Here is a 26677-nt window from a genome sequence, read left to right on the forward strand (position 1 = left end):
CTCAACGAGCCGATGCTAGGCAATTCTGGTGCGGGGTTCGCCCCGAGCCTCTTTCCTCCCTTGACCAGCCGCGTTTGCGCGCGGCTGGTTTTCTTTTTCTGGCTGTCCGGCAGCCATCGCGCTCCGCATGTATGCAAACGGCGCCGCTTGTGCTGTTGACGCCGACTGGGTGGGGCGCCTAGGCAGCGGGATGAACCAGGTCGCGCCCGACCGCACGGCTTTCCGCGCTGAACTGCGAAGGTCGTTCGAGACTGCGCTCATCGCAGCGGCCGGCGCCGGTGTTTTCGTTCTGCTCAAGGTACCGGCCGGTCCGGTGCTTGGGGCTCTGCTGTTTACGGCCGCAGCGGCGCTTGCAGGCCGCAAGCTGGGATGGTCGCGCCGCGTCCGCAATCTGCTGTTCCTGCTGACCGGGTTGGGCGCTGGGGCCAGCGTCACGCCGGCGGCTGTTATGGCCGCGAAGACGTGGCCGCTTTCGCTGGCTGCGCTGGTCGTTAGCACCGCTGCGATGTGGAGCTTGGGCGCTATTGTTTTCGCGCGCCTGTCCAGGGCTGATCGAACGACCGCCATGTTCGCGTCGGCTCCGGGGGCGCTGTCCGCCGTGATGGTGCTTGCGGAGGAGCAGCAGGCGAACGTGGTGGGCGTCGCGGTCGCGCAGACGCTTCGCATCTCCACGCTTGTCGCTATGGCGCCACTGGCGCTGAGCTTTGGACATCCCACGCCCATGGAGCCGCACGCGGCCCCGCTTCTTGGGGGAGCGGTGGGCTGGCTGGTGCTTGCCGTGTCGGTGCTCGCGGGGGTCGCCTTGGCCCACCGCCTTCGCTGGCCGGTGCCGATCTTCCTCGGCGCAATGACGGGTAGCGCGCTGGTTCATGGGACGGGCTTTGTCGCTGCGGCCTTACCGCCCCAAAGCTTTCAGGTCGCCGCGGCCGGCATCGGCGCGGTGATCGGTTCGCGTTTCAGCGGCATCCGCCTCTCCGATCTCCTGCGGCTGCTGCCGCCCAGTCTGGCGAGCTTGGTGGTCATGGCCGTGGTGGGCGCTCCCTTAGGAGCGGCTGTCGGCTGGATGGTGGGGGTCGGGCCGGCCGCTGGCCTGATGGCGTTCGCGCCGGGTAGCATGGAGATGATGGTAGCGGTATCTATCACTCTGAACGCTCATCCGGCGTATGTGGCCGCGCACCATCTCTCCCGGACGATCCTGCTGCTCGCCGCGCTGCCGTGGCTGGCGCGCAGAAGACAGCCGGAAAGCTGACCGCTCCGGCGAAAACGCTTGTATGCAATGTTGACTCGGAGGTCGCCGGCCTTCAGGTTAAAAGCAGATATCCTATCGGATTTTAGATGTCGGTTGTTCCTGTCTCCGAGGCGGAGCGCGTTGCGCTGCAGGCTCTCCGGCGCGCTGGCGCTCCGGAGGAAGCCGCGCGGACTCAGGTCGGGCTGCTTCTCGAGGCGGAGCTGCGTGGCGTTCCGTCTCACGGACTCCTGCGCCTGCCGCGCCTGATCCGGCGGATCCACAACGGTGTCGCCAACCCCGCCGCAACCGGCCAGCATGAGTGGCGAGCGCCTGGCATGCTCTCCGTGAACGGGGAGAACGGACTTGGACCCGTGGTGGCTCTGGCGGCGCTTGAAGCTGTGAAGCCTCGGGCGCGAGAACTGGGCGTGGCGGTCGCCGCGATCTCCAACAGCAACCACCTGGGGATGCTCGCCTGGTATGCCGAGCAAGTCGCCGCCGACGGGCTGGCGCTGATCGCGCTGACGACCAGTGAGGCGCTGGTTCACCCCTGGGGCGGCCGGCGCGCCTTGGTCGGAACAAACCCGATCGCCGTCGGCGCGCCGACCGGGGGGCGCCCGTTCGTGATGGACACCGCCACCGGTGTTGTTTCGATGGGCAAGATCCACGACCACGCCAATCGCGGCGCGCCGCTGGAGCCGGGCTGGGCGTTGGACGCGGAGGGACGACCCACCACGAACGCTGAGGCCGCCAAGGCGGGGGCGATCGCGCCGTTTGGCGGCGCCAAAGGCTATGCGCTTGGGTTGGCGTTCGAGTTGCTGGTGGCGGGTCTGACGGGTTCGGCGCTGGGCGATGCGGTCAAGGGCACGCTCGACGACGACGCGGTCTGCAACAAGGGCGACCTTTTTATTGTCCTCGACGCGGGGCTAGCGGCTGGCGAAGGGCGGCTCGCCGCCTATCTCGATCTTATTCGCGAAAGTCCTCCTGCCGAGGGCTTCGACACTGTGCGTATTCCTGGCGATCGCGCCCACCAGGTGCGGGCCGGACGGCTCGAGAGCGGGCTGCCGATCGCCGACGAAGTTTGGTTGCAGTTACAGGCCCTCGCTGAAGGGGCCGTCCACGAGGAAACCGTTCCATGACCCTTTTCGCCGCAACGCGGGCGCCCCGTCACATCCTGGTGGGCCCCGGCCAGCGCAAGGCGCTCTCGCACTACGCCGCCAAGATCGGCTCGCGCGCGCTGATTTGCACCGACGAGCGCATGGGGCAGGACCCGGCGCTCCGCGACATGGTCGACGGCCTCACCAGCGCCGGCGTCGAAGTGCGGGTCTATGACCGCACCTTGCCGGAAGTGCCGATGAGCTCCATTCAGGAGGCGCTGGAGATCGGCCGCGCCTTTGGCCCGGACACGGTGATCGGCTTGGGCGGCGGCAGCTGCCTGGACCAGGCCAAGGTCACCGCCTTGCTGCTGACCCACGGCGGCAAGCCTTCGGATTACTACGGTGAGTTCAAGGCGCCCGGCCCCGTGATCCCGGTGATCGCCCTGCCGACCACGGCGGGCACGGGCTCGGAAGTCACGCCGGTGGCCGTTGTGGCCGATCCGGAGAAGACCCTGAAGGTCGGCATCGCCACCCCCGAGATCATTCCGCAGATCGCCATCTGCGACCCGGAGCTGACCCTGACCTGCCCGCCCGGCCTGACCGCCGCCTCGGGCTCCGACGCCATGACCCACGCGGTCGAAGCTTTCATGGCTGCGCCGCGCGATGCGACGAGCGACATCACCTACAGCCACGTGTTCCTGGGCAAGAACGCCTTCAGCGACATGTACGCGCTCCAGGCGATCGGCCACATCGCCCGCAGCCTTGAGAAGGCGGTCAAGCAAGGGTCTGACGTCGAGGCTCGCGAGAGCATGATGTGGGCCTCGATGCTGGCTGGCCTGGCCTTCGGCACGGCGGGCACCGCCGCCGCGCACGCTCTGCAGTATCCTGTGGGCGCCCTGACCCATACCGCCCACGGCCTGGGGGTCGCCTGCCTGCTGCCCTACGTGATGGAGTACAACAGCCCCAAGTGCATCCGCGAGCTGGTTCAGATCGCCGACGCCATGGGCCTGCCGAAGGACGGGCAGGGCGACGAAGCCCGCGCCTTCGCCGCCATCGATGCTATCGAGGACCTGTTCGCCCGCGTCGGCATTCCGCGGACGATCAAGGAACTAGGCCTGGCCGAGGACCAGCTCGACTGGGCGGCCGATCAGGCGATGGGCGCCGCCCGCCTCGTCAAGAACAACCCCCGCCAGCTGGATGCGGCCGCCATGGGTCACATCCTGCGCGCCGCGCAGGACGGGACCCGTCCCGAGCTGCGCAAGCTGCCCGCGTAAGAAGGAAAGTCCAACGTGTCCGTTGCTCAGAACCTCGCCGAGCCCGCCTCGGCCTACAAGACCGACCTCTACATCGACGGCGCCTGGCGCGCCGGCTCGGGCGGCAAGCGCTTTGACGTGGTCGACCCGTCGACTGGCAAGCTGATCGCCACCGTCGCTGACGGCACGGTGGAAGACGCCAAGGCCGCCGTGGACGCCGCCGCCGCGGCTGCCGCGGGCTGGGCCGCCACGCCGCCCCGCAAGCGCGCCGAGATCCTGCGCAAGGCCTTCGAGCTGATGACCGGCCGGGCGGAGGAGTTCGCCCAGCTGATCAGCCTCGAGAACGGCAAGGCGCTGCCGGACGCCCGGGGCGAGGTGGCCTACGCCGCCGAGTTCTTCCGTTGGTTCTCGGAAGAAGCCGTGCGCGTGATCGGGGAGGTGAGCACCGCCCCCAGCGGCGCCAACCGCATCTTCGTGCAGTACCAGCCGATCGGCATCGCGGTGCTGATCACGCCGTGGAACTTCCCGGCCGCCATGGCGACCCGCAAGATCGCCCCGGCGCTTGCCGCGGGCTGCACCTGCGTGCTCAAGCCCGCCGCCGAAACTCCGCTCACCGCCTTCCTGATGGCGGACGTGCTGGAAGAGGCGGGGGTGCCCAAGGGCGTGGTCAACATCGTCACGACCACCGATCCCGGCCCGGTCGTGGACACCATGCTCAACGATCCTCGCGTGCGGAAGCTGTCGTTCACCGGCTCGACCAAGATCGGCCGTCTGCTGCTGAGCGGGGCGTCCAAGCAGGTGCTCAGCTGCTCCATGGAACTGGGCGGCAACGCCCCGTTCGTGGTGTTCGACGACGCCGACCTGGAGGCCGCCCTCGACGGCGCCATGCTGGCCAAGATGCGCAACGGTGGCGAGGCCTGCACCGCGGCCAACCGCTTCTACGTCCAGGCCGGCATCTACGACGCCTTTGTGAAGGGCTTCGCCGATCGCATGGCGGCGCTGAAGGTCGGTCCGGGCTACGAGGAAGCGACCCAGTGCGGCCCGGTGATCACGCCGGTGGCGCTGAACAAGATCGACAGCCTCGTGCAGGACGCGGTGTCTGCAGGCGCCAAGGCGATCGTGGGCGGCCAGCCGCTGGAGCGTGAGGGCTTCTTCTATCCGCCGACCGTGCTGACCGAAGTGCCGGCCAGCGCCAAGATCCTCCAGGAAGAGATCTTCGGTCCCGTCGCCCCGGTGGTGAAGTTCACGGATGAATCCGAGGCGATCGAAGCGGCCAATGATACCGAATACGGCTTGATCTCCTACGTCTACACCAAGGACCTGGCCCGCGGTCTGCGCGTGTCCGAGAAGCTCGAAGCCGGCATGATTGGCCTCAATCGCGGCATCGCCTCGGACCCGGCGGCTCCGTTCGGCGGCGTCAAGCAGAGCGGCCTCGGTCGTGAAGGCGCCCACCACGGGATCCTGGAGTTCCTGGAAGCCAAGTACATCGCCGTCACCTGGTGACGGAATCCCCGGCCGGCGTTGGCACGCCGGCCGGGGGCAACTTGCGTGCAAGTACCGGCAAACGAACTGTGCTTTCCTCTGGGAGCGGTTTGCCGGATTAAATCTTGCATCCAAAAGTGATCAGATGCCGCTTGTTCATCCCACGTAGCGTGAGTAAATCCGCTCAGGATGAGCAAGAATTCAGCGTCCGAAACAGCCGCCATCGCCGATGCCGCTCCTTCGGACATGGTCCGGAAACCTCGCGTGCGCGAGCAAAAGGGCTGGCGACACAAGGATGCGGTCAGCCTTCTGAGGCAGATGATCCTGTCTGGCGAACTGGCGCCGGGCTACGCCCTTCGTGAAGTCGCCATCAGCGAACGGCTCGGGATGTCGCGCACGCCGGTGCGTGAAGCTTTCCGCACCTTGGCGGCCGAAGGTTTGGTCGAGCTGCTGCCGAACCGCAGCGTGGTGGTCGCCGAACTCGACGAGAACGAATCCATCGATGTCTTTTCGGTGCTAGGCACGCTGGAGTCTCTCGCCGGGCAGCAAGCCTGCCAACGCATGACCCCCGAACAGCTCGAACGTCTCGAGGCGCTGCAGCGCGAGATGGAGGAGCACTACAACAACCACGACCGAGCCAGCTATATCCGCGCTAACCGCGCGATCCACGAGCTGATGGTCGAGGGGTCGAACAACAACGCGCTGATCCTGGCCTGGCGGCTAATCCTGCCGCGGGCGGAGCGGGCCCGCTCGGTCAACACTCTGGACCGGCACCGCTGGGCGGAAGCGCTGGAAGAACATCGCAAGATCTTCGCGGCCCTGGCGGCGAGGGACGGCCTGCGCCTGTCTTCGCTGATGCAGGACCACTTCGCGCGCGGCGTGATCGAGCGCATGACGGACACCAAGTTCAAGAACCGGGTCCGTGTGCGCGCGGGCTCCGCCGAACGGGCTGCTGAGCCCGTGGCGGACTAGGGGCGGTGGACGGCGCGCCTCAGGCGCCCGTCCACTCCGTCTTCTTCTTTTCCTTGAAATTCCGCACCGCCGTGCGGAAGTCATTGCTGCCGTAGACCTGCTCAATGAGGTCTTCGATGTCCGGCATGGCGCGGTAGTTCAGGCGGCGCATGGCCTCTTTGCTCGCCTTCACGGTCAGCGGCGCCTGCGAGGCGAGCTTGTCGGCGAACGCGTCCACCGCAGCATCCAACTCCTCGCGCTCGACCACGCTGTAGAGCAGGCCAAGGTTCATCATCTCGGGCGCGGTGATCATCTCGCCCGCCAGCAGCATGCGCTTGGCCTGGGCGATGCCCACGTGACCCACGAGGCGCGCATAACCCCTGCCCGACAGGCAGTTGCCGATGGTGCGGCCGAGCGGCGAGCCGAACTTGGCGTCCGGTGTGGCGATGCGGAAATCGCAGGCGCAGGAGATGGCGACGCCGCCGCCCACGGCCCAACCCTCGACGACCGCCAGCGTCGGCTGGGGAATCGCTTCCACCGTGCCGATGTACTCGTCCATCTTGGCTTCGTAGGCGACGCCGTCCCGACCGCTCTCGAAGGAAAGGAAGCCGGTGATGTCGGTGCCCGAAATGAAGGCCTTGCCGCCGGCGCCGCGGAAGATCACGCAGCGCACGCTGCTGTCGGTGGCGACCGAGCGGCTGATCTCGCCCAGCTGGCCCCACATTTCCATGTTCAGCGCGTTGAGCGCCGGCTGCTGGTCGAAGGTCACCCGCGCGATGCGGCCGTCCTTCTCGTAGTGAACCTTGCCCTCGCTCATTCCGCGGCCGCTTCCGGCTGAGCTTGCAGCAGGCCCTTCTCGACCAGCTCTTGGCGGATCTGCTGGCCGTGCTCATTGAGCAGCGGGGGCGGATAGCGGACCTGTTGCGGTGTCCCGGTCAGCTTCACCGGGAAGCCGAGCGCCTTGAAGGTGCCTTCCACCGGATGCGGAATGTCCTGCACCATGTTGCGGGCCGCGACGTGATCGCTGTTCACCGCCTGCTCGTAGTCGTTGATCGGACCGGACGGGATGCCGGCGGCCAGCAGCGCCTCGACCCATTCGTCGACGGTGCGCGTGAGGAAGGTCGGCGCGAGTTCCGCGATGAGCGCCTTATGGTTGGCCACGCGGTCGCTGTTTTTCACGAAGCGCGGATCATCCGCGAGTTCCTGGCGGTCCATGACTTCCAGCAGCGACAGCCAGAGCTTCTGGTTCGCGGCGCCGATGACGAAATAGCCGTCCTTGGCCACGACCGCTTGGTAAGGGGCCGACATCCGGTTGGCGGAGCCCAGGCGCGCCGGCGACTTGCCGGTGCCCCAGTATTCCGTGGTTTCCCAGACCGAGAGGCCGAGGGCGGCCTCGAACAGCGACGCGTCGATGAATTGACCCTTGCCGGTCTTCTCGCGCCCGATCAGGGCGCCCAGGATGCCGTAGCAGGCGAACATGCCCGCGCCGAGGTCACCCACGGGGATCACGTTCTTGACCGGCTCGCTGTCGGGGAATCCCGTGGCGCTGAGCACGCCGGACATGGCCTGGGCGATCAGGTCGAAACCCGGACGCTGCGACCAGGGCCCGGTCTGACCGAAGCCCGAGATGCTGGCGTAGATGATGCGCGGGTTGATCTCGCTGAGCTTGTCGTAGCCCATGCCCAGCCGCTGGGCCACGCCCGGACGGCCGTTCTCGACCACCACGTCGGCGGTTTTGGCGAGGGCATAGAGCACGTCCCGGTCTTCCGGGTTCTTGAGGTCCAGCGTGATGCTGCGCTTGTTGCGGTTCAGCGCCAGGAAACCAGGGCTGTCCTCGCCCTTCAGACGAAAGCCCATCGAACGGCGGGTCGAATCGCCGACACCCGGGGGCTCGATCTTGACCACGTCGGCGCCGAGGTCACCGAGCAGCATGCAGCAGAACGGGCCTGCCATGACCTGGGAAATATCCAGAACCCGGATTCCGGCGAGAGGAAGCATAAGGATACAATCTCCTGGACCGGCGAAGCGGCCTGAAATTTCGGCCAGCGTGTATACAAGAATGAGTGGGGGTCAAGCGACTTCCCCCCATCAACTCCACTCCGAATGCCACCGCGAAAGACGTCTTCCGAAGGAAATCAGAGCCGGCGAACGCAGCAGCCTGCATTTAGCGGATTCGTCAAATAACGCAGGTCGCCGCTGAAGGCTCCTGTTCCGTGTACGCGGCGTAGCCGTACCTGCTTGTGCGGTTTTCGGTTGTATGCAACGCTCACCTCAAGGCCGGAACAGGTCAGTTTGGGAGGTGCGAGCGGAGTGGCCGAGGTCCGGTCCAGCCGTTTCGCCAGCGCATTCGAGCGCTGCATCGGCGTCCGCAATGACGCGCTCCACATGCTGTACGCTCATCCGGCCGCCTGTTGCAGCGGGCTGTGAAAACAAGCGTCTGGGTGGAGCCAATATCATGAAGCTGAGCCGACTTCGTCACCGTCTGGCCGCGGCCGTCGCCGCCGGTGCTTGCGCCCTGGGGCTTGGCTCCGCCGCCCAGGCCGAAACCACCGTCCTGAAGAACTTCACCCTGATCGACGGAACGGGCGCAGCGCCCGCGCCCAACTCGGGCCTGATCATCCAGGACGGCCGCATCACCTGGGTCGGCCCGGCCGCCAGCCTGCGCGCTCCTGCCGGCGCATCGACCGTCGACCTTTCCGGCAAGTACGTGATGCCGGGCCTCATCGACCTGCACGTCCACCTCGGTAACGTTGTCGGCGTCGTCCAGAACAAGAACAACTTCACCCGGGAGAATGTGGAGAAGGACCTCACCACCTTCGCCAAGTACGGGGTGACCACCGTCCAGAGCATGGGCACGGACGGGGACCTTATCTTCCCGCTTCGCGCTGAGCAGCGCGCCGGGCGCCCGAACATGGCCCGGGTCTACACGGCCGGCCAGGGCTTGGTGTTCAAGGGCGGCTACGGCGGCGTGCCCAACCTCAACAACCAAGTCTCCACCCCGGCCGAAGCCACCGCGGAAGTGAACCGCCAGGCGGACAAGGGTGTCGACTTCATCAAGATGTGGGTCGACGACGAACTCAAGACGATGCCGAAGATGCCGCCGGAGATCACCAAGGCGATCATCGATGCGGCGCACGCGCGCAAGCTTCGCGCCGTGGCCCACATCTTCTACCTGGATGACGCCAAGACGCTGGTGAACCAGGGCGTCGACGGCTTCGCCCACAGCGTGCGCGACCAAAAGGTCGACCGGGCCCTGCTCGACAGCATGAAGCGTCGTGGGGTCTGGCAGATCGCCGAGACCCTGAGCCGCGAAGAGTACATGTTCGCCTATGGCAAGCGCGCGCCCTTCCTTGACGATCCGTTCTTCGCCAAGGGCGTGTCGCCGGACGTCATCGCGACCCTCGCCAGCCCGCAGCGTCAGCAGCAGCAGGCGTCGAACCCTCACTTCCATGAGCTGCCGCAGTTCCTGGACAACGCGATCGCCAACCTTGCCGCGCAAAAGGCGGCGGGCGTGAAGATCGGCTTCGGCACCGACAGCGGCCCGCCGGCGCGCTTCCCCGGCTACTCTTCGCACCGCGAACTCGAGCTAATGGTGAAGGCCGGCTACACGCCCGCCGAAGCCCTGCACATCGCCACCGGTGTGTCGGCCGAGTTTCTCGGCTCCAAGGACCTCGGCCTCGTGAAGCCGAACCGCTGGGCTGACCTGCTGGTGCTGGACGCCAATCCGACGACCGACATCCGCAACACCCGCACGATCCGCGCCGTCTACGTCGCCGGCCGCGAAGTCCCGAACATCAACCAGTAAGGCTGGCGCCCGCGAGCGCACCGGGACGCGGGCTCGATCCCGCGTCCTGCAAACAAGACGAGTAGGAGACGCCAGATGGCGAGCGCTAGCAAAGGCCGGCCGACTGTAACTCGGCACGTAGTCCTCTGGATGACCGTGCTGATCTACATGATCACCTACATGGATCGGGTGGTGATCTCCGCCGCCGTGCCGTCGATCCAAGAGGAGTTCGGCTTCTCGACGGTGACCATCGGGTGGATCCTGGCGGCCTTCCAGCTGAGCTACGCCCTGTTTCAGATCCCGGGCGGCTGGCTGGGCGACCGGTTCGGTCCACGAAAGGCGCTCGCGGCCATCGTGATCTGGTGGTCCAGCTTCACCGCGTTGACGGCCCTGACCTGGTCGGCCACTTCGATGATCGTCTGCCGCTTCCTCTTCGGGATGGGCGAGGCGGGGGCCTATCCGATCGCCACCCGTTCGCTGTCGCGATGGATGCTGCCGTCCGAGCGGGGTTGGGCCCAGGGCGTCACCCACGCCGGCTCGCGTCTCGGCGGCGCGCTCACGCCTGTGCTGGTGGTAGCGATCATCGGCCTCTGGGGCTGGCGCGCACCGTTCCTGATCTTCGCCCTGGTGGGGATCGCCTGGGCCATCGTCTGGTTCTTCTGGTACCGGGACGACCCCAGCGAACATAGCCAGGTCAATGAAGCCGAGCGCGAGCTGATCAAGACGGCGCTGGGCCGCAAAACTGGCGGCCCACGCAAAGCGGTGCCCTGGGGCCAGATCCTGTCCAATCCCCAGATGTGGCTGCTGGCGGCGATGTACGCCTGCTACGGCTATTCCATCGGCATCTACCTGTCGTGGTTCCCCAAGTACCTCGTCGACGCCCACGGCTTCAGCCTGGCCAAGATGGGGCTCTACGCGAGCTTGCCTCTGGCCTGCGGCGTCGCCGGCGACATGGCCGGCGGCTGGGTGTCCGACAAGATCATGGAAAAGACGGGCAATCTGAAGATGGCCCGCCGCCTCGTCGCCATCGCCGGCTTCCTGCTGGCTGGCGCGATGATCCTGATGGCGATCACCTCTTCCGATCCGATGACCAGCGTGGGCTTCTTCTGCGCTGCCGTGTTCGGTCTGGAACTGACGGTGGGCGTGTCGTGGGCTGTGGCGCTGGACATCGGCGACGAGTTCGCCGGCTCGGTCTCGGCGGTGATGAACACGGCTGGCAACCTCGGCGCAACCGGCGCGGCGGCGGCGACGGGCTACCTCGTCACCTACTACGGTTGGAACAGCGCCTTCTCCGTTCTGGCAGGGCTCGCCGCGATCGCCGCCTTCCTGTTCCTGTGGATCGACGCCTCCCGGCGCGTCTACGCGGAGCCGGACGTCACCGGGTCCACCACGGCGGCCAAGCCGCCTGGCGACGGCCCGGGCGCGGTCGCCTCCGCCGACGTCTGAGCCGGAGGCAGCTGTGAACTGCGCCGATGTTGGCGACCTCCGCCTTCTGGCGCGCCGGCGCCTGCCGAGGTTCCTGTTCGAGTACGTAGACGGCGGCGCATTCGCCGAGCAGACGATGCGCCGCAATGTCGACGACCTGCAGGGGATCGCCGTTCGCCAGCGGATCCTGAAGGACGTATCCGACATCAACCTTGGCACGGAGCTGCTGGGCGATGCGGCGGCCATGCCCGTGGCCTTGGCGCCAGTTGGTCTTGCGGGCCTCTACGCCCGGCGCGGGGAGGTTCAGGCCGCCCGGGCGGCCGAAGCGGCCGGCGCGCCGTTCTGCATGTCCACTGTGGCCGGATGCTCGATGGAAGAGGTGCGCGGCGCGGTGCAGCGGCCTTTCTGGTTCCAGCTCTACATGATCCGCGACCGGGGGTTCATGCATGCGCTGCTGGACCGGGCCGAAGCGGCCGGCATCACCAACCTGTTCCTGACCGTCGACCTGCCGGTCAGCAGCACGCGCTATCGCGACATCCGCACCGGCCTCGCCGGCGGGCGAGGGGCCCTGGCGAGCATCGGCCGCATGCTGGAAGTGATGCGCCATCCGGCATGGGCGTTCGACGTGGGCGTCATGGGGCGGCCGCACGCCCTCGGCAACGTCGCCGGCGTGATGCCGCCCGGCACCGGCCTCTTCGGCTTCTTCGAATGGGTGGCCCGCAACTACGACCCCAGCGTCACCTGGAACGACATCGCCTGGCTCCGTGAGCGGTGGCGCGGGCGCCTCGTCCTGAAGGGCGTGCTGGAGCCGGAGGACGCGCAGGCCGCGGTCGCCGCCGGGGCCGACGGGATCGTCGTGTCCAATCACGGCGGGCGCCAGCTGGACGGCGCGCCATCGACCATCTCGGCGCTCCCGGCGGTGGCCGACGCCGTAGCCGGGCGCGCCACCGTGCTGATGGACAGCGGGATCCGATCTGGCCTCGACGTCCTGCGGGCGCTCGCGCTCGGTGCGGATGGGGTGATGGTTGGTCGGGCCTGGGCCTATGCGCTGGCGGCGCAGGGCGGACCCGGTGTCACCCGAATGCTCGAGATCCTGCGCCAGGAGATGAAGGTCGCGATGGCGCTGCTCGGCGAAACAGACGTCCGAAAACTCGGGCGCGAGATCCTGGTCAATCGAGGAACGCTGCCATGACGTGGAAGACGCTTCTGGCCGCCGGCGCTGCGCTCGGTGCGATCCTGGCCGCGCCAGCGCTCGCGGCGGACCTCGTCCTGGTGGGCGTCGACGCCAAGTTCGCGGACGTGAAAGGCGCGGCCGGTGATCCGCGTCCAGCGCCGAACGACAGCCTGGTGCTGCTGGACGCCGCGCGCAGCCCGCCGCGCGTGGTTCGCACGGTGACCGGCCTCGATCATTCGTTGATGGGCCCGCCTCAATCCGTGGCTCTGTCGCCGGACGGCAAACTGGCGGTGGCGTCGTCGCCAACCAGTTGGGACTTCGCGACCGGTCGGGAGAAGACCGAGACTTACATCACCCTGGCCGATCTGCGTCAGGCCGAGCCGCGGCTCGCGAAGGTCGAGCTCGGCGCGAACCCAAACGCGGTGATGTTCACGACGGATGGCCGTCGCCTCCTGGTGACCTGCACGGACGGCACCCTGAAGGTGCTCGCGGTTGAGAACGGGTCGGCCCGCCTGCTGCAGAGCCTGAAGCTCGGCCGTCGCCTGACTGGGCTGGCTGTGACCAGGGATGGCCGGCGCGCTCTTGCGGGCGTCGGCGGGGAGGGGCTCGCGCTGCTCGACCTGACGGGGGATGAGGTGCGGGTTCAGCCCGATCGCCTCCCGACTGGCCCGTCCTCTTACGACATGGAAGTGTCGGACAACGGTCGTTGGTTGGCGGTGACGAGCCTGGCCGGAACACCTGGAGCCGACGGCAAGCCGCGGTCGGACATCGGCATGGTCAGCGTGGTCGATCTTGCGGCCTCGCCGCGGAAGGTCACGCACCAGGTCCAGACTCCCGCCACGCCGGAGGGCGTCGCCATCTCCAAGGATGGCCGCTGGGTAGTCGTGCTTGCCGCAGCGGGATCGAACCTGCCGGCGACCAACCCGGCCCACAGCCCCACCGGACGCATTGCGCTCTACGAGAACCGCGCCGGGCAGCTTACGGCGGTCAACGACCTGCCCGCCGGCGCCGCCGGACAGGGGGTGGTGTTCGCCGCCGATGGCCGCACGGTTCTCGCCGAGTTCAACCTGGACAACGCGGTTGCGGTGTTCCGGGTCGAGGGAGGGCGCTTGGTCGACACCGGACAACGGGTCGCCCTGTCGGCCAGCCCTGTCGCAATCGCACGGCAGCCTTCACGCTAGTTCAGCCCGCGCGGCATTGACCGCCGCTGATCTTGTATGCAGCCTCCGTTGCAAGGGCCGGCACAGGCTCATGAGGAAGCGTCGCGGCCGTGTGTGTGCTCGGCCCGCATTCAAGGAACAAGGGCATGAGCCAGACTGCCGCGATCAACGCGTCAGCGCACCGCGGAAAGGTGCGCTGGCTGCTGGTGATCCTGATCTTCGCCGCTGCTGCGGTCTCCTATCTGGATCGCAGCAACATCTCCATCGCCGCACCGCTGATGAAGAAGGACTTGGGCATCAGCGACGCCCAGCTCGGCGCCGTGTTCAGCGCCTTCGTCTTCGGCTACGCCTTCACTCAGCCGTTGGCTGGACGACTAGCCGACCGTTTCGGCCCTTACCGCATCACCGCGATCGGCATCTTCTGGTGGTCGGTGCTGACTTCGGCCACGGCTCTGATCCCGGCAGGCTACAGCGGCGCGCTGGTCAGCCTGATCGCGGTGCGCTTCATCTTGGGCGCCGGCGAGTCCGTGATCTTCCCGGCAGGCAATCGCCTGGTCAGCGCCTGGATCCCGCCGCATGAGCGCGGTCTGGCCAACGGCCTGATCTTTGCGGGCGTCGGCGTGGGCGCCGGCATCGCGCCGCCGCTGATCACGTCGATCATGCTCTCGCACAGCTGGCGCTGGGCGTTCCACGCGAGCGCCCTGATCGGTCTGGTGTTCCTGGCTGTCTGGTTGCTGCTGGTGCGCGAAAAGCCCGCCAACCACCCGATGATGCGCAAGGCCGAACTCGACTACATCGAGAACAGCCTTCCTTCCCAAACGGTCGAGCCCGGCGCCAAGCTTGTGCCCTGGCGTACGATCATCTTCGATCGCCAGGTCGCACTTCTGACGCTGAGCTACTTCTGCTTCGGCTACGTGGCCTGGATCTTCTTCACCTGGTTCTTCACCTACCTGTCGCAGGTGCGGGGCCTCGATCTGAAGTCCAGCGGCCTCTACGGAACCTTGCCGTTCATCGCCATGGCGATCGCATCGCCCCTCGGCGGCTGGATTTCCGACCGGCTTTGCCAGCGCACCAGCAAACGGATCGGGCGTTGCTGGCCGGCCGCTATCGGCATGGCCTTCGCGGCGATCTTCGTCGCTGTCGCCATGACGGTGCAGGACGCGCGTCTCGCCGCTGTGGTGCTCGCCGCCGGATCGGGCTCGCTCTACATCTCTCAGAGCGCCTTCTGGACCCTGAGCGCTGACCTCGGGAAGGCGTCCGCCGGCTCGGTGTCCGGCGTGATGAACATGGGCTGTCAGCTGGGCGGCGCCACCGTGGCGGCGATCACGCCTCTGGTCGCCAGTCAGTTCGGTTGGTCGGGCTCGTTCCTGGTGGCGGCTGGTGCGGCCCTCGTGGGGGCCATCGGCTGGCTGTTCATCGATCCCACCGCCACCCTGGGCGGCCGCGCCTCGCGCCGCGATGCGGTGGCCGGGGCCGTGTCCGCCGCCTGATCGGCATCGGCCCCGGCTTGCGCCGGGGCCGTCTTTCTCATCGCCGTTGCGGCGCCGTCGCCAGCATGTAGGCGCGCTTGGCGTCCAGATCCTTGGCGACGCCGATCACCATCAGCTCGAGCGGCTCAGTCCCGTCATTGCGGATCGCGCGCGTCTCGCCCAGCCGCACGGGAAGGGCGTCGCCAGTCGCGAGCGGCGCAGTTTGCGCGCCCACGCGTGCAGAGCCACGCCCGCCCAGCACGTAGTAGACCTCGCTCATGTCCGGCTTTGACGCCGGACCCACCGACGCGCCCGGCGCGATCACCACGTGATCGACATAGGACCAGGCCGTGCGGAACACGGCAGGCCCGAGCGCTTGTCGGCGCAGCACCTCGCCCTGGCCGCCATCGAGATTTTGAACTGGCTTCAACAGCGACCGGTCCAGCCTCATCGTCATGAAGGTCGGGATCGGATCCAGCGGCGCGCCGACACGCGAGTCGCCCAGGTCGAAGTTGTCGTAAACCTTGGTCGTGCCGACGTTGATGTTCAGCCACTGAACCGGCTTGTCCGTCGGATTATAGATCGCGTGGGAGTGGCCCATGGTGTTGGGGGCGCCCACCGGTCCCTTCAGCTGCGACGTGCGTCCATCGATGGTGAACTGCGCTTCGCCATCGAGGATGACGAACATCTCCTCGCACGCGTTGTGGAAGTGCGCCCCGATACCGCCGCCCGGCTGTATTTCCCCGCGGTGCAGGAAGATGAAGTTGGTGTCGAGCGCATCGGTCCCGAGCAGGGATCCGAACTTCAGCTCCCCAGCGCCGCCGTGCACCGAACGAGCCGAGCGGAACTTCGCCGGATCAGTATGGGCGATCCTTTGGCTCAGAGATGCGGGCGCGGCGGGTGCGGCGGGCTGGGCCTGAGCGGCGCCGGCGAGCGGCAGGGCGAGAGCGGCGGCGAGCAGCAGCCTGGACATTGGGTTTCCTCCTGGTCGGGAGACGCTTCGCTGCTGGAAGTTCTACCCGCGCGGGAGGCGCGGCGCTCCGGTCAGCTCGACGCTCCGGTTACTCCGGCTTTTTCGCTATTGTGCAGGCAAGTTGTATGCAAATCTCACGCTCGGGGAAAGCTCGGATCTCGCGGCGCCCCGGCTCAACGAAGGCGGCGCTTCAGGCGCCCGCAAAAAGGGGATTGGAAATGAACAGAAGGTCCTTCTTCCCGGCGCTGGCCGGGCTTCTCGGCGCCGCCGGCGCCGTCTCCACTGTCCGGGCGCAGGCCCCCGCGGCCGCTGGCGCCGGTCCCATCGTCCTGTACTGCGATCTGGCCGTGGACCCGGCGCGCGAGCAGGAGATGCTTCAAGCCTTCCGCACGGTCTTCAAGCCCACGGCCCAGCGCCACAAAGGCTACATCGACCTGAAGATGCTCAAGCTGCGGACCGTGCTTCAGGGCGGGCCCAAGCCGCCGCCGGGCGTCAACTACCGCTTCCAGCTGACCTACGAGAACGAGGACCTGCGCCAGAACTGGGTGAAGTCGGATGATCACCAGCGGGTCTGGCCGCTGATCGAAAACACCGTCCTCAACAAGGACTACATCGTTCTGCTCACGGACAGCGTGTGAGGGCGCGTTCGATGTCTAAGTCTCTTATCGTGACCTGCTCAGCCGTGGCGGCCCTGGCTGTCGGCTGGGCTCCCTCGGGCGCGACGCAGTCGCAGCCGCCGGCGGCGAGCACCGCCTCCGAGATCAAGCGGCTGGACCCTGCGCTGGACCGGGTGATCGCGCCGGGCGCGCGCGTCGAAAAGGTGGCTACCGGCTTCCAGTTCACCGAAGGCCCCATGTGGCGCGACGGGCGGCTGTGGTTCTCTGACCTGGTCGGCAACCAGCTGGTGGCGGTTACACCTCAAGGGCAGACGCAGGTGCTGCTGGACAAGGCCGGCGGCCTGCAGGATCCGCCTGCTGGCTCGTACCTTGGCTCGAACGGGCTGGTCACCGGGCCTGACGGCGCGGTTCTGATGACCCAGCACGGCGCCCGTCGCATCGTGCGGCTGGACGAGCGGTTCTCGGCCGCGCCAGTGATCGAACGCTTCGAAGGCAAGCGCCTGAACAGCCCGAACGACCTGGTGTTCACCGCCGACGGCGCGTTGTGGTTCACCGACCCGCCGTTCGGCCTGGCCAAGGGCGACGAAGACCCCGGCAAGGAAGTGGCGTTCAACGGCGTCTATCGCTGGCACGACGGCAAGCTGACAGCGCCGATCCGTGATCTGCCGCGGCCGAACGGTCTCGCCTTTTCGCCCGACGGGCGCACGCTCTATGTCGCCAACTCTGGGCCCGAGATGTTCATCCGCGCCTATCCGGTGACGGCTGCCGGTGCGGTGGGGCAGGGGCGGCTGTTCGCCAGTTTCGCGGCCTCCGAAGGGGCCGGCGTGCCGGATGGCGTGAAGGTCGACAGCGCCGGGAACGTCTGGGCGACCGGACCAGGCGGCGTGCACGTCTTTGCGCCCAGCGGCCGCAAGCTCGGTCTCGTTGCGCTGCCGGAAGTGGCGGCGAACCTGGGTTGGGCTGATGGCGGGCGCACGCTCTACATCACCGGCTCGACCAGCATCTATCGGCTCGGCGTGGCCACGCCGGGGATCATGCCGCGCTACACGCGCTGAGGAGACGCCGGCCCGCCATCGCGGCGGGCCGGCGATCACATCCTACTTGGGGCTGTGGGGCTACTTGGGGCTGTCGGGGCCGTAGTTCTTGGCCAGGTAGCCGACAACGGACTCGAATTCAGCGTCGCTGAGCTTGGCGCCATAACCGATCATCTTCTCGACGGTCTCGCCCCACTGCTCGGCGGTCTTGCGCTTGGCGGTCACCTGGGTGGCCACGTGGCAGGCGGTGCAGTTCTTCTGGACGAGCGGCTTCTCGGGACCAGGACGGAAGTCGCCATTGGCCGGAGTTTGCGCGAAAGCTGCGGAGGAAAGGCTAACGGCCGCCAGTAGAGTGGAGGCGGCGAGGGTACGGCGCATACAGTAGTCCCTTTTTGTCACGACACCGAAATCCGTCCCTGTCGCGCAATCTAGCAAAACCCGAGCGCTTGCGCGCCCGGATTTTTGCGCGCAGGGCAGATTCCTACGGCAGGGCGTAGACGACCAGCTCGCCGGGCGAGTCCGGCCCCGACGAAGCTACGGCGATGTATTGCTTGCCGTCGAGCGCGTAGGTCATGGGCGAGCCCGACTGACGGCTCGGCATCCGCACCTGGCCCACTTCCTTGCCGGTGGCCTTGTCATAGGCCCGCAACCAGCCGCTGCGGACGCCATCGGCACCGGTGGTCGGCTGCCCATCGCCGATGATCACCAGTGTCTTGGTGGTCAGCGGACCGATCAGGGCGTTGCTGCCGGTGCGGGGGATGTTCATGCCCTTCAGCGCCGGGTGGTTCTTCACATAGTCCGGCGTCTCGCCGTGGGCGATCTGCCAGGCGATGTCGCCCTTGTTCAGGTCGATCGCCGTCACGCGCCCATAGGGCGGCTTGATCAGCGGCAGACCTTGGACGTCAATCCGGCCGCGGCGGCGCACGCCCGTGGCGTTGGGGTCGCGGGCGATGTTCAGGCCCATGCCTGCATCGCTGACTTCGGGGTCGATGGGGCCGATGCCCAGTGCGCCGATCAGGGTCTGGGAGAAGACGTAGACCGTGTTGGTTTCCGGATCAAACGAGCCGCCCGGCCAGTTGGTCCCGCCTTGGACGGCCGGCATCATCAGGGTCGCCAGCGGACCCGGCCACTTGCTGAGCACCGGCGGGGTATAGAGCGGCCCGATCTTGTAGTTGGACACGAGCTTCACCGCTTCGGCCCGCAGCTCGGGCGTGAAGTCGATCAGGTCGTCGATGGCCACGCCCTGCCGGTCGTAGGCAGGCGGCTTGCTCGGCATCGGCTGGGTCGGCGCGTACCACTCGCCGGGCACGTCGCCCTTCGGCACGGGCTTCTCGGGGATCGGCCACACCGGCTTGCCGGTTTCGCGGTCCAGTACATAGAGCCAGGCCTGCTTAGTCGGCTGGGCGATCGCCTTGATCTTCTTACCGCGCACGGTGATGTCGGCCAGGATCGCGGCGCAGGGCACGTCACGGTCCCACAGGCCGTGGTGGATCATTTGGTAGTGCCAGCGGCGCTTGCCGGTCTTCACGTCCAGCGCGACGATGCTCTCGCTGAACAGGTTGTCGCCAGGACGATTGCCGCCGTACCAGTCGCCGGTCGGGGATTCGACGCCGATGTAGACGAGGCCGAGCTGCGGGTCGGCGCTCATCTGCGCCCAGACGCCGGTGTTGCCGGTGTACTCGTCCGAGCCGTTCAGCCAGGTGTTGTTGCCGACCTCGCCCTTGCCCGGGATGGTGTGGAAGATCCACAGGCGCTTGCCGGTGCGCACGTCATAGCCGCGCACCGCGCCCTTCACGTTCTTCTTGTTCGGCGCATCGCCGGGCTCATGTGCGGCGCCGACCACGATGATGTCGCCCACCACCAGCGGCGTGGCGTTCAGGCCGATCTTGGCCGTGGTCGGGTCGAGCCCTTCTTGGTCGAGCTCGGCCTTCAGGTCGACGATGCCGTTCTTGCCGAACCCGGGGATCGGCAGGCCGGTCTTCGCGTCGAGGCCGATCATCTGATAGCCAGGCGTCACGTAGATGACGCGCTCTTCCTGGCCGTCGGTCCAGTACGACAGGCCGCGGCCGCTGCCTTGGCGGGGGCCTTCGCGTCCGCGCTGGCCTTCGTTGATCGAGTACTTCCACAGAAGCTCGCCGTTGCGCGCGTCCAGCGCCACGGCGGCCCGGCGGGTGCCGGCCGTCAGGTACAGCACGCCGTTCTTCATCAGCGGCGTGGCCTGCAGGTTGGTGTCCGGCGCCGGACCCATGTTGTCGGCCTTGAAGCGCCAGGCGATCTGCAGCTGGTTGAAGTTGTCCGCCTTCACCTGGTCCAGCGGCGAGTAGCGCCAGGCGCCCAGGTTGCCGGCGTAGGTCGGCCATTCGCCGTTCTGGACGCCGTCGCCGATGGACGGGCCGCCGGCGCTCTGCGCCTCGGCCGTGGTGGAGATGCCGTTGCCCGCCAGGAAGAGGGCCAGGCCGGCCGCGGAGATGGAGCGGCGCGTAAGCTCAGTCATTGTTTCCTCCCGGTCCAGCGTCGTTGCGCCGGAGGGTTCATCAGCGCCCTGCGGGCAGGGCGTAGGCGACGAAAGCGTTGCGGGTCGGCCCCTGGCCTGGCGCGGTGGACGGACGGCTGGAGGCCGCCGGAACCAGCAGGAACTGACGCCCGCGCACAGAGTACATGGAGGGCAGGCCGGCGGCCGCGCCCGGCAGCGGCGAGGTCCAGACAGTCTTGCCGCTGTTGGCCTCGATGGCGTGCAGGGTTTGGTCGCGGCCGGTGCCGACGAAGATCAGGCCGGAGGCCGTGATCAGGCTGCCCACGCGGGCGGGCGCGAGGCCGGTGGGCCCGTCCTTCGAGCGTGGATGCTTGGTGTCGGTGCCGATCGGCCGCTGCCAGACGATGTCGCCGGTGTTCAGGTCGTACGCGGTCAGCTGGGACCACGGCGGCTTGATCATCGGGTTGCTGGTGGTCTTCGACAGCACGTAGCCGTAGTCCGTCCGCCAGCGCCGATCCGCTTCCGCCTGCTCCGGCTTTTCCGGATAGGCGGCGGCTGCCTGTTTGACGAGGCGGCCGTCGGCGCTGCGGTCGTTGACCAAGTAGGCCAGGATGTCGGTCATAGTCGACCCGGCCACCCACGGGAAAGCGGGCATGTGACCGCGACCCTGGTTGATCACTGAAGCCATCTGCTCGGGCGTCAGACGCTCGCTGATGTTCACCAGCGACGGAGCAGTCTCGCTGCCGTTGCGGTCGAAGCCGTGACAGAGGGCGCAGTTCTTCAGGTAGATGCTGTCGCCCCGCGCGAGCGGCGTCGCCCCATAGGTAATGGTCCGAGGGTCCGCCTGCGTCAGCTTGATGATCGACGGGATGTCCGTCGAGATCACGTAGGCCATGCCCTTCTTCGGGTTCGCGAACAGCATGCCCCAGTTGGTGGCGCCGAGGTTGCCCGGCATCTGCACCACGTCCTTGGTGTCGGGCGGGGTGAAGAGCCCTTCGTTCCGGGCCGCCTTCATCTGGGCGATCAGCGGCTCACGCTCGTCGGCCGGCAGGGTCGGATCGATGTCGTCGATCGTAAAGGTCTGGCGCGTGAACGGCTTGAGTTTGGTGGGGAAGGGCTGGGTCGGCCAGGCCTTCTCGCCCGGCACGTGGCTCTTCGGGACCGGGCGCTCCTCGATCGGCCACAGCGGCTTACCGGTAACCCGATCGAAGGCGTAGAGGAAGCCGGTCTTCCCGGCGATCACCACCGAGTCGATCTTGCGGCCGCCGTGGTCGACGGTGAGCAGCACGGGCGGGGAGGGGATGTCCCAGTCCCACAGGTCGTGGTGCACCGTCTGGAAGTCCCAGATCAGCTTGCCGGTGCGCGCGTCGAGGGCAAGGATCGAGTTGGCGAAGCGGTTGGAGCCCTCGCGATCCACACCCCAGAAGTCGTAGGTGCTCGAGCCGGTGACCGCGTAGACGATGCCGCGCTTCTCATCGAGGGAGAAGCCGGTCCAGTCGTTGGCGCCGCCCAGCTTCTGACGTGCGTCCTTCGGCCAAGTCTCGGAACCGGGCTGACCGTTCCGCGGAATGGTGTGGAAGGTCCAGGCGTGCTTGCCGGTCTTGACGTTGTAGGCGCGGATGTCGCCCGGAGGGGCGCCGTAGTCCTCGCCAGTCACCGCCCCGATGATGATCAGGTCGCCAAAGACGACGCCAGGCGCCGACGGCTGGATGCGGTTGATGGTGGCGGGATCACGATCATCGACGCCCTGACGCAGGTCCACGTCGAAGCCCTCGATCTGAGCGCCGGTGCGGGCGTCGAGCGCTCGCAGGTGCTCGTCACGCGCATAGATGATGCGGGTGTCCTTGCCGTCGGGGCTGGACCAGTAGGTGAGGCCGCGCAGACCGCGGCCCGCTTTGCGCGGCGCCTTCCAGATTTCCTTGCCAGTCGCCGGGTCAAGGGCGACGATCGCGCCGCCGCTGCCGATCAGGAACACCTTCCCGTCCATCATGAGCGGGTTGGAGACCGAAATGTCGTTGCCGAGCTCGTAGGTCCAGGCGACCTGGAGCTTGTTCACGTTGGCGGGCGTGATCTGCGTAAGCTCGGAGTAGTGTGCGAAATCGGCGCCGCCGCCGAACATCGGCCACGGCGTGTCGCGCATGGGCGCAGAGCCCGCGACGGCCAAGGCGCAGCCTGCAAGGACGGCGGCAGAGGCCAGCAGCCGCACGCGCGGCCCTTGAACGAGCTTTCTGACTGAAGCCCTCAACATAAGCGTTCTCCCCCGCGCGACAATCACCGCTGCCTACGCGAACGCTACTTCAATCAGTTGCATACACGTTGATCAAGCCCTGATGCGCAGGTGCAGAGCGGCGCCTAGTCAGTAAACCCGTGTTCACCGACCATGGTTGATGGAGCCGCGGCTGCCCTATTCGATGGAGTTGTGGCTGGGCGAGATTGCATACAGATCGGCTGCGGAAGTCGCGAGCGGCGACCGCTTGGCCTGGCTTCCAAGGCTTTTCCTTTGCTGTCGCAAGCAGATCGGCTGCATTGTTGCTATCAAGAGACGCGGCGTCCCCGCGACTCGCGAAAGTGCGGGGAGCGAGTGTGAGCCAGTTGAAGGGGCTTGGATCGTGGTGAAGGTAGACAAGGAGCTTCCTGTCGCCTTTGAGCCAGCTCAGCCGCTGCGGCGCCCCGTCAGCCTGGGCGACGAGGTCTACAACGCTCTGTTTGCGCGACTCATGTCGCTGCAGATCCCGCCCGACTCACGCATCAAGATCGATGTGCTGGCTCGCGAGTTGGGGGTCTCTCAGACTCCGATCCGCGAGGCTTTGGCGCGCCTGGAGAACGAAGGTCTCGTCGTCAAGACGCACCTGATCGGCTACCGCGCCGCCTCGCAGCTGAGCGCCAAACAGTTCGAGGATCTGTACGACCTCCGTCTCCTCCTGGAGCCCTATGCCGCCGAGAAAGCGGCGGAAAACATGACGCCTGAAGTGCTGGACGTCCTGCGCGGCCTGGAGCGTGAGATGTCGGCGGGCGAAGGCGATGAACTCGCCTACGGGCGGTTTGCGCAGTTGGACAAACGATTCCACGACGTGATCGCCAGGACGGCCGGGAACACCTTGGTCGAGGAGGCGCTGGCGCGCCTGCACACCCACGTGCACCTCTTCCGGCTCATGTATCACGCACGTGTGACCGGCGAGGCGATCAAGGAGCATGCAGCTCTGCTCGCTGCGTTCGAGTCTCGCGACGGCGTCGAGGCGGCGCGTCTGATGCGGACCCATATCAAGAAGGCGCGCGCCCGCTTTGCGGCTCGTTTGCGTCAGGGGGCTCAGCCCTAGACGCCTGCGCCTGCCGCGGTTTTCAGCGGCCGCGCCGAAATTGTATGCAGTGCGTTTGGGGTAGCGGCGCCGCGGCTGTTGCGGCGCGCTGATCTGTATGCAAGCTTTCATTCATTACCTTGACGGCCGCAAATTTTCGGCGTCACCGTAAGAAGCGCCCGATCGAATATACGATATACCAAACAAAAAAACGGGCGTGAGGAAGCGCAAGCAAACCAGGGGAGCGCCCAATGTCGCGCCATTTGAAGTCCGGGGGATCTCTGATCGCCCTGATCGCCGCCACGTCGTTTTTCGCCACGTCGGCCTACGGCCAGAGCAGCACCGGAACGCGGACCGAGACCGAGCTCGAGGCCGTGGTCGTCACAGGGACCAGCCTCCGCGGCGTGGCTCCTGTCGGCTCCACCGTTGTGACGGTGGGCCAGGAGGACATTGAGCGCACCGCTGCGATCAACGCCTCGCAACTGGTCAACACGGTGCCGGCGATCACCACCTCCGGCTCGGTCCCCCAGGGTGAGAACGCCTACTCCTACTACTCGCCGCAGATCCACAGCCTCGCGGGCAGCGCCAGTAACTCGACCCTCGTGATCGTCGACGGCCTGCGCCTGGTCGGCGGCGGCACCCAGTACTCGCAAACCGATCCGAACATCATCCCGACCAGCGCGATTCAGCGCGTGGAAGTGCTCGCGGACGGCGCCTCGTCGGTTTACGGCTCGGACGCGGTCGCGGGCGTGGTGAACTTCATCACCCGCAGCAGCTTCGAAGGCGTGCAGGTCAACATGCGCGCCGGCTTCGCCGACAAGTACAAGAACCGGGACGCCAACTTCATCGCCGGCACCGAGTGGGAGACCGGCGGCTTCTACATCGCCGGGATGTACTCGTATCAGGACGAACTGGACAACACCGACCGTCCGTTCCTGTCCCGCGGCGACTACCGCGACATCGGCGGCACGAACACCAACGCCTTCACCTGCGGCCCGGCGACGATCCGCACGCCGGCTTCGGGCAACAACGTGTTCCTGTCGCCCAGCGCGACCACGGCGGTGCCGAACACGCAACCCAACGCGCCCTGCAACACGTCCATCTATGACAATGCCCTGCCGCAGCAATGGCGCGCCAACCTGATGGTCAATGTCCACCAGGACATCACCGACCGCCTGCGTTTCCGCGGCAAGATGGTCTACAACCGTCAGGCGACCGAAGAGAACTCCACGCCGGGCACGCTGGCCAACGTGGCGGTCTACGGTCCGGGCTCGGGCCGGGGCGGCCAGATCAACCCGTTCTTCATCGCGCCCGCCGGCGACCCGACCGCCACTCAGGCGACGGTCAGCTGGCTCGACAACATCACGGATGAGGAAGACTGGGGCACGGTGAACTCCCAGTCGGAGTTCTTCTACACCACCGGCGTCCTCGAGTACGACATCACGGACGAGTGGTCCGCGACCTTGAGCAACGCCTTCGGGTCCAGCCGCAGCTTCCTCGGAAACAACGACACCTTCTGCGGCGCCTGCGCCAACCTAGCCCTGAACGGCACCACTCAGGTCAGCGGCAGCACCACGGCCAGCTCCATCGCCGGCCAGAACGTCGTCGTCCTGAACCTGCCGCTCACCACCGCCAACGCGCTGGACGTCTGGAACGGTCCAGGCAGCAACCGCACCCGGGCTGACCTGATCCGCAGCTGGTACGTGAACGACAGCGAAAACACGAACTACAACCAGATCAACCAGACCAAGCTGGAGTTCCAGGGGCCGATCTTCAGCGTGCCCGCCGGCCAGGTCCGCCTGGCGTTCGGCGGCGAGTACATGCTGTCCCGCCTGGAGCAGAAGATCCGCGGCGCCAACAACACCGGCACCTCGGCCCTCGGCTCGAGCCAGCGGAACTACAAGTACAAGCGCAACGCTTATTCGGCCTACGCCGAAGTCAACATCCCGGTGATCTCGTCGGACATGGGCGTGCCCCTGGTCCGCCGCCTGGATCTCAACATCTCCGGCCGCTACGACCACTTCGACGACGTGGGCGACACCAAGAACCCGAAGTACGCGGTGGACTGGGAGATCTTCGAGGGCCTGAAGCTGCGGGCCAACTACTCGACCGCGTTCGTCGCTCCGCCGCTGGCGGTGATCGGCGATCCGTCCCAGGGCTACCTCTACGCCTCGGGCAGCGTCGGTGTGCAAGGCTCGCTGTTCGTGCCGGTGGCCTCCTATCCGGAAGTGCTGAACGTTCCGGGCTGCGCCAACGCCACGGTCACCTGCAATATCGGCCTGGGCACCAATCAGGGCCTGCGTCGTCAGCTGGGCGGCGGCTTCCTGAACATCACGCCGCAGACGGGCAAGGCCTGGTCGGTGGGCGCGGACTTCCAGCCGACGTGGCTGCCGGGCTTCGTGTCCAACATCACGCTGTTCAACAACACCTTCGAAGGCGGCGTGAACTCGCCGAACCCGAACTCGATCGTGAACTCGGCGGGCCTGCGTGACCGTCTGGTGATCTGCCCGAACACCTGCTCGCAGGAACAGATCAACACCTTCGCCAACATCGCGGGTGGCGCCACCATCGGCGGCGCCGTGCCGGCCCAGGTGTGGTTCCTGCTGGACCAGAGCTCGGGCAACGTCCTGAACCTCGACGTCCAGGGCATCGATTTCATGTTCAACTATCGCTACCAGACCGAGAACTACGGCTCGTTCCGGATCAGCGACGCGCTGACGTACTTCACCAAGTTCGACCAGAACTTCGGCGGCGGCACGAGCTTCAGCGTGCTGAACACCTCGGGCTACAACACCACCTTCCCGTCGATCCAGTTCAAGCACCGCGCGAACATCGGCTGGGACATGGGCCCGCTGGCCGTGGACCTCTTCTGGAACCACACCGGCAGCTACAACAACTGGAGCAACACCTCGGTGATCCCGATCACCACCGACGCCAACGGCAATCCGACCGGCGGCGGCGACAAGGTGAAGGCCCAGAACATCTTCGACTTCCACGCTTCGTGGGACTTCGGCGAAGTGGGGCCGCTGTCGGAGAGCCAGCTCTACATCGACATCCAGAACGTCTTCGACACCGAGCCGCCGTTCTACAACGGCAACACGGCGGGGATCCTGGGCGGCGCCTGGGGCTTCAACGGCTTCACCTCCAACCCGATCGGACGCCTCGTCTCGGTCGGCCTGCGGGCGGGCTTCTGATCCAAGGCTGAACCCTCCGCCTCCACGAGGCGGAGGGTTTCTCCGTTTTACGGCCGGGGCGAACCCGGCC

At 66.9% G+C, this 26677-nt stretch carries 20 protein-coding genes; 14 read left to right on the plus strand and 6 right to left on the minus strand.

The genetic code is table 11. The features are described from left to right. Nucleotides 1-190 precede the first annotated feature (190 nt). From DJ018_RS18625 to DJ018_RS18645, 5 genes are all read left to right on the plus strand, one after another. Entirely contained in the window at nt 191-1249 is a 1059-nt protein-coding gene (locus DJ018_RS18625) for an AbrB family transcriptional regulator (protein ID WP_165842979.1), read from the plus strand. An 86-nt stretch (nt 1250-1335) separates the two neighbouring features. Then, complete coding sequence (locus DJ018_RS18630; protein ID WP_111516488.1) at nt 1336-2364, plus strand: Ldh family oxidoreductase; 1029 nt, start codon at nt 1336-1338, stop codon at nt 2362-2364. Beyond that, nucleotides 2361-3596, plus strand: coding sequence for an iron-containing alcohol dehydrogenase (locus DJ018_RS18635; protein WP_111516489.1), 1236 nt, complete (start codon nt 2361-2363; stop codon nt 3594-3596). The genes DJ018_RS18630 and DJ018_RS18635 overlap by 4 nt, the downstream gene beginning before the upstream one ends. 15 nt (nt 3597-3611) lie before the next feature. Beyond that, on the plus strand, nt 3612-5078 hold the full coding sequence (locus tag DJ018_RS18640) for an NAD-dependent succinate-semialdehyde dehydrogenase (protein ID WP_111516490.1): 1467 nt from the start codon (nt 3612-3614) through the stop codon (nt 5076-5078). 243 nt (nt 5079-5321) lie between these two features. After that, complete coding sequence (locus DJ018_RS18645; RefSeq protein WP_165842980.1) at nt 5322-6029, plus strand: GntR family transcriptional regulator; 708 nt, start codon at nt 5322-5324, stop codon at nt 6027-6029. Nucleotides 6030-6048: 19 nt separating this feature from the next. On the opposite strand, the gene DJ018_RS18650 is transcribed toward DJ018_RS18645, so the two are convergent. Both DJ018_RS18650 and DJ018_RS18655 read right to left on the minus strand, forming a co-directional pair. Next, a complete protein-coding gene (locus DJ018_RS18650) occupies nt 6049-6825 on the minus strand; it encodes an enoyl-CoA hydratase (RefSeq protein WP_111516492.1) in 777 nt (258 codons plus the stop codon). Beyond that, entirely contained in the window at nt 6822-8006 is a 1185-nt protein-coding gene (locus DJ018_RS18655; protein WP_205853817.1) for a CaiB/BaiF CoA transferase family protein, read from the minus strand. The genes DJ018_RS18650 and DJ018_RS18655 overlap by 4 nt, the downstream gene beginning before the upstream one ends. 457 nt (nt 8007-8463) lie before the next feature. Here DJ018_RS18655 and DJ018_RS18660 point away from each other — a divergent pair, with 457 nt between their 5' ends. The 5 genes from DJ018_RS18660 to DJ018_RS18680 all read left to right on the plus strand — a co-directional run bounded on the left by DJ018_RS18660 (nt 8464) and on the right by DJ018_RS18680 (nt 15041). Continuing rightward, the gene (locus tag DJ018_RS18660) at nt 8464-9813 is read left to right on the plus strand and encodes an amidohydrolase family protein (RefSeq protein ID WP_111516494.1); all 1350 of its coding nucleotides are present in this window, start codon (nt 8464-8466) and stop codon (nt 9811-9813) included. Between the two features lie 129 nt (nt 9814-9942). Continuing rightward, nucleotides 9943-11238, plus strand: a complete 1296-nt coding sequence (locus DJ018_RS18665; RefSeq protein ID WP_205853818.1) for an MFS transporter — start codon at nt 9943-9945, stop codon at nt 11236-11238. 13 nt (nt 11239-11251) lie between these two features. Further along, nucleotides 11252-12409, plus strand: coding sequence for an L-lactate dehydrogenase (locus DJ018_RS18670; protein WP_111516496.1), 1158 nt, complete (start codon nt 11252-11254; stop codon nt 12407-12409). Further along, nucleotides 12406-13572 carry a WD40 repeat domain-containing protein gene (locus tag DJ018_RS18675; protein WP_111516497.1) on the plus strand — a complete coding sequence of 389 codons (1167 nt, stop codon included), beginning with the start codon at nt 12406-12408 and terminating at the stop codon, nt 13570-13572. The genes DJ018_RS18670 and DJ018_RS18675 overlap by 4 nt, the downstream gene beginning before the upstream one ends. Before the next feature lie 125 nt (nt 13573-13697). Continuing rightward, nucleotides 13698-15041: an MFS transporter gene (locus DJ018_RS18680; RefSeq protein WP_111516498.1), complete on the plus strand. Its 1344-nt coding sequence runs from the start codon at nt 13698-13700 to the stop codon at nt 15039-15041. 37 nt (nt 15042-15078) lie between these two features. On the opposite strand, the gene DJ018_RS18685 is transcribed toward DJ018_RS18680, so the two are convergent. After that, the gene (locus tag DJ018_RS18685; protein WP_111516499.1) at nt 15079-15993 is read right to left on the minus strand and encodes a cupin domain-containing protein; all 915 of its coding nucleotides are present in this window, start codon (nt 15991-15993) and stop codon (nt 15079-15081) included. Nucleotides 15994-16211: 218 nt separating this feature from the next. Here DJ018_RS18685 and DJ018_RS18690 point away from each other — a divergent pair, with 218 nt between their 5' ends. Both DJ018_RS18690 and DJ018_RS18695 read left to right on the plus strand, forming a co-directional pair. Further along, a complete protein-coding gene (locus DJ018_RS18690) occupies nt 16212-16631 on the plus strand; it encodes a hypothetical protein (RefSeq protein WP_111516500.1) in 420 nt (139 codons plus the stop codon). Nucleotides 16632-16642: 11 nt separating this feature from the next. Continuing rightward, nucleotides 16643-17665, plus strand: coding sequence for an SMP-30/gluconolactonase/LRE family protein (locus tag DJ018_RS18695; protein WP_111516501.1), 1023 nt, complete (start codon nt 16643-16645; stop codon nt 17663-17665). Nucleotides 17666-17725: 60 nt separating this feature from the next. Here DJ018_RS18695 and DJ018_RS18700 read toward each other — a convergent pair whose 3' ends face one another. The 3 genes from DJ018_RS18700 to DJ018_RS18710 form a co-directional block, all read right to left on the minus strand. Continuing rightward, nucleotides 17726-18022: a cytochrome c gene (locus DJ018_RS18700; protein ID WP_111516502.1), complete on the minus strand. Its 297-nt coding sequence runs from the start codon at nt 18020-18022 to the stop codon at nt 17726-17728. A 103-nt stretch (nt 18023-18125) separates the two neighbouring features. Further along, on the minus strand, nt 18126-20138 hold the full coding sequence (locus tag DJ018_RS18705) for an outer membrane protein assembly factor BamB family protein (protein WP_111516503.1): 2013 nt from the start codon (nt 20136-20138) through the stop codon (nt 18126-18128). A gap of 40 nt (nt 20139-20178) precedes the next feature. Beyond that, nucleotides 20179-22257, minus strand: coding sequence for an outer membrane protein assembly factor BamB family protein (locus DJ018_RS18710; protein ID WP_165842981.1), 2079 nt, complete (start codon nt 22255-22257; stop codon nt 20179-20181). Nucleotides 22258-22504: 247 nt separating this feature from the next. Between DJ018_RS18710 and DJ018_RS18715 the strand changes: the two genes are divergently transcribed. Beyond that, entirely contained in the window at nt 22505-23434 is a 930-nt protein-coding gene (locus DJ018_RS18715) for a GntR family transcriptional regulator (protein ID WP_205853819.1), read from the plus strand. Nucleotides 23435-23664: 230 nt separating this feature from the next. Further along, the gene (locus tag DJ018_RS18720; RefSeq protein WP_111516505.1) at nt 23665-26607 is read left to right on the plus strand and encodes a TonB-dependent receptor domain-containing protein; all 2943 of its coding nucleotides are present in this window, start codon (nt 23665-23667) and stop codon (nt 26605-26607) included. The last annotated feature ends 70 nt before the right edge of the window (nt 26608-26677 follow it).

The organism is Phenylobacterium deserti (assembly GCF_003254705.1).
GTDB lineage: Bacteria > Pseudomonadota > Alphaproteobacteria > Caulobacterales > Caulobacteraceae > Phenylobacterium > Phenylobacterium deserti.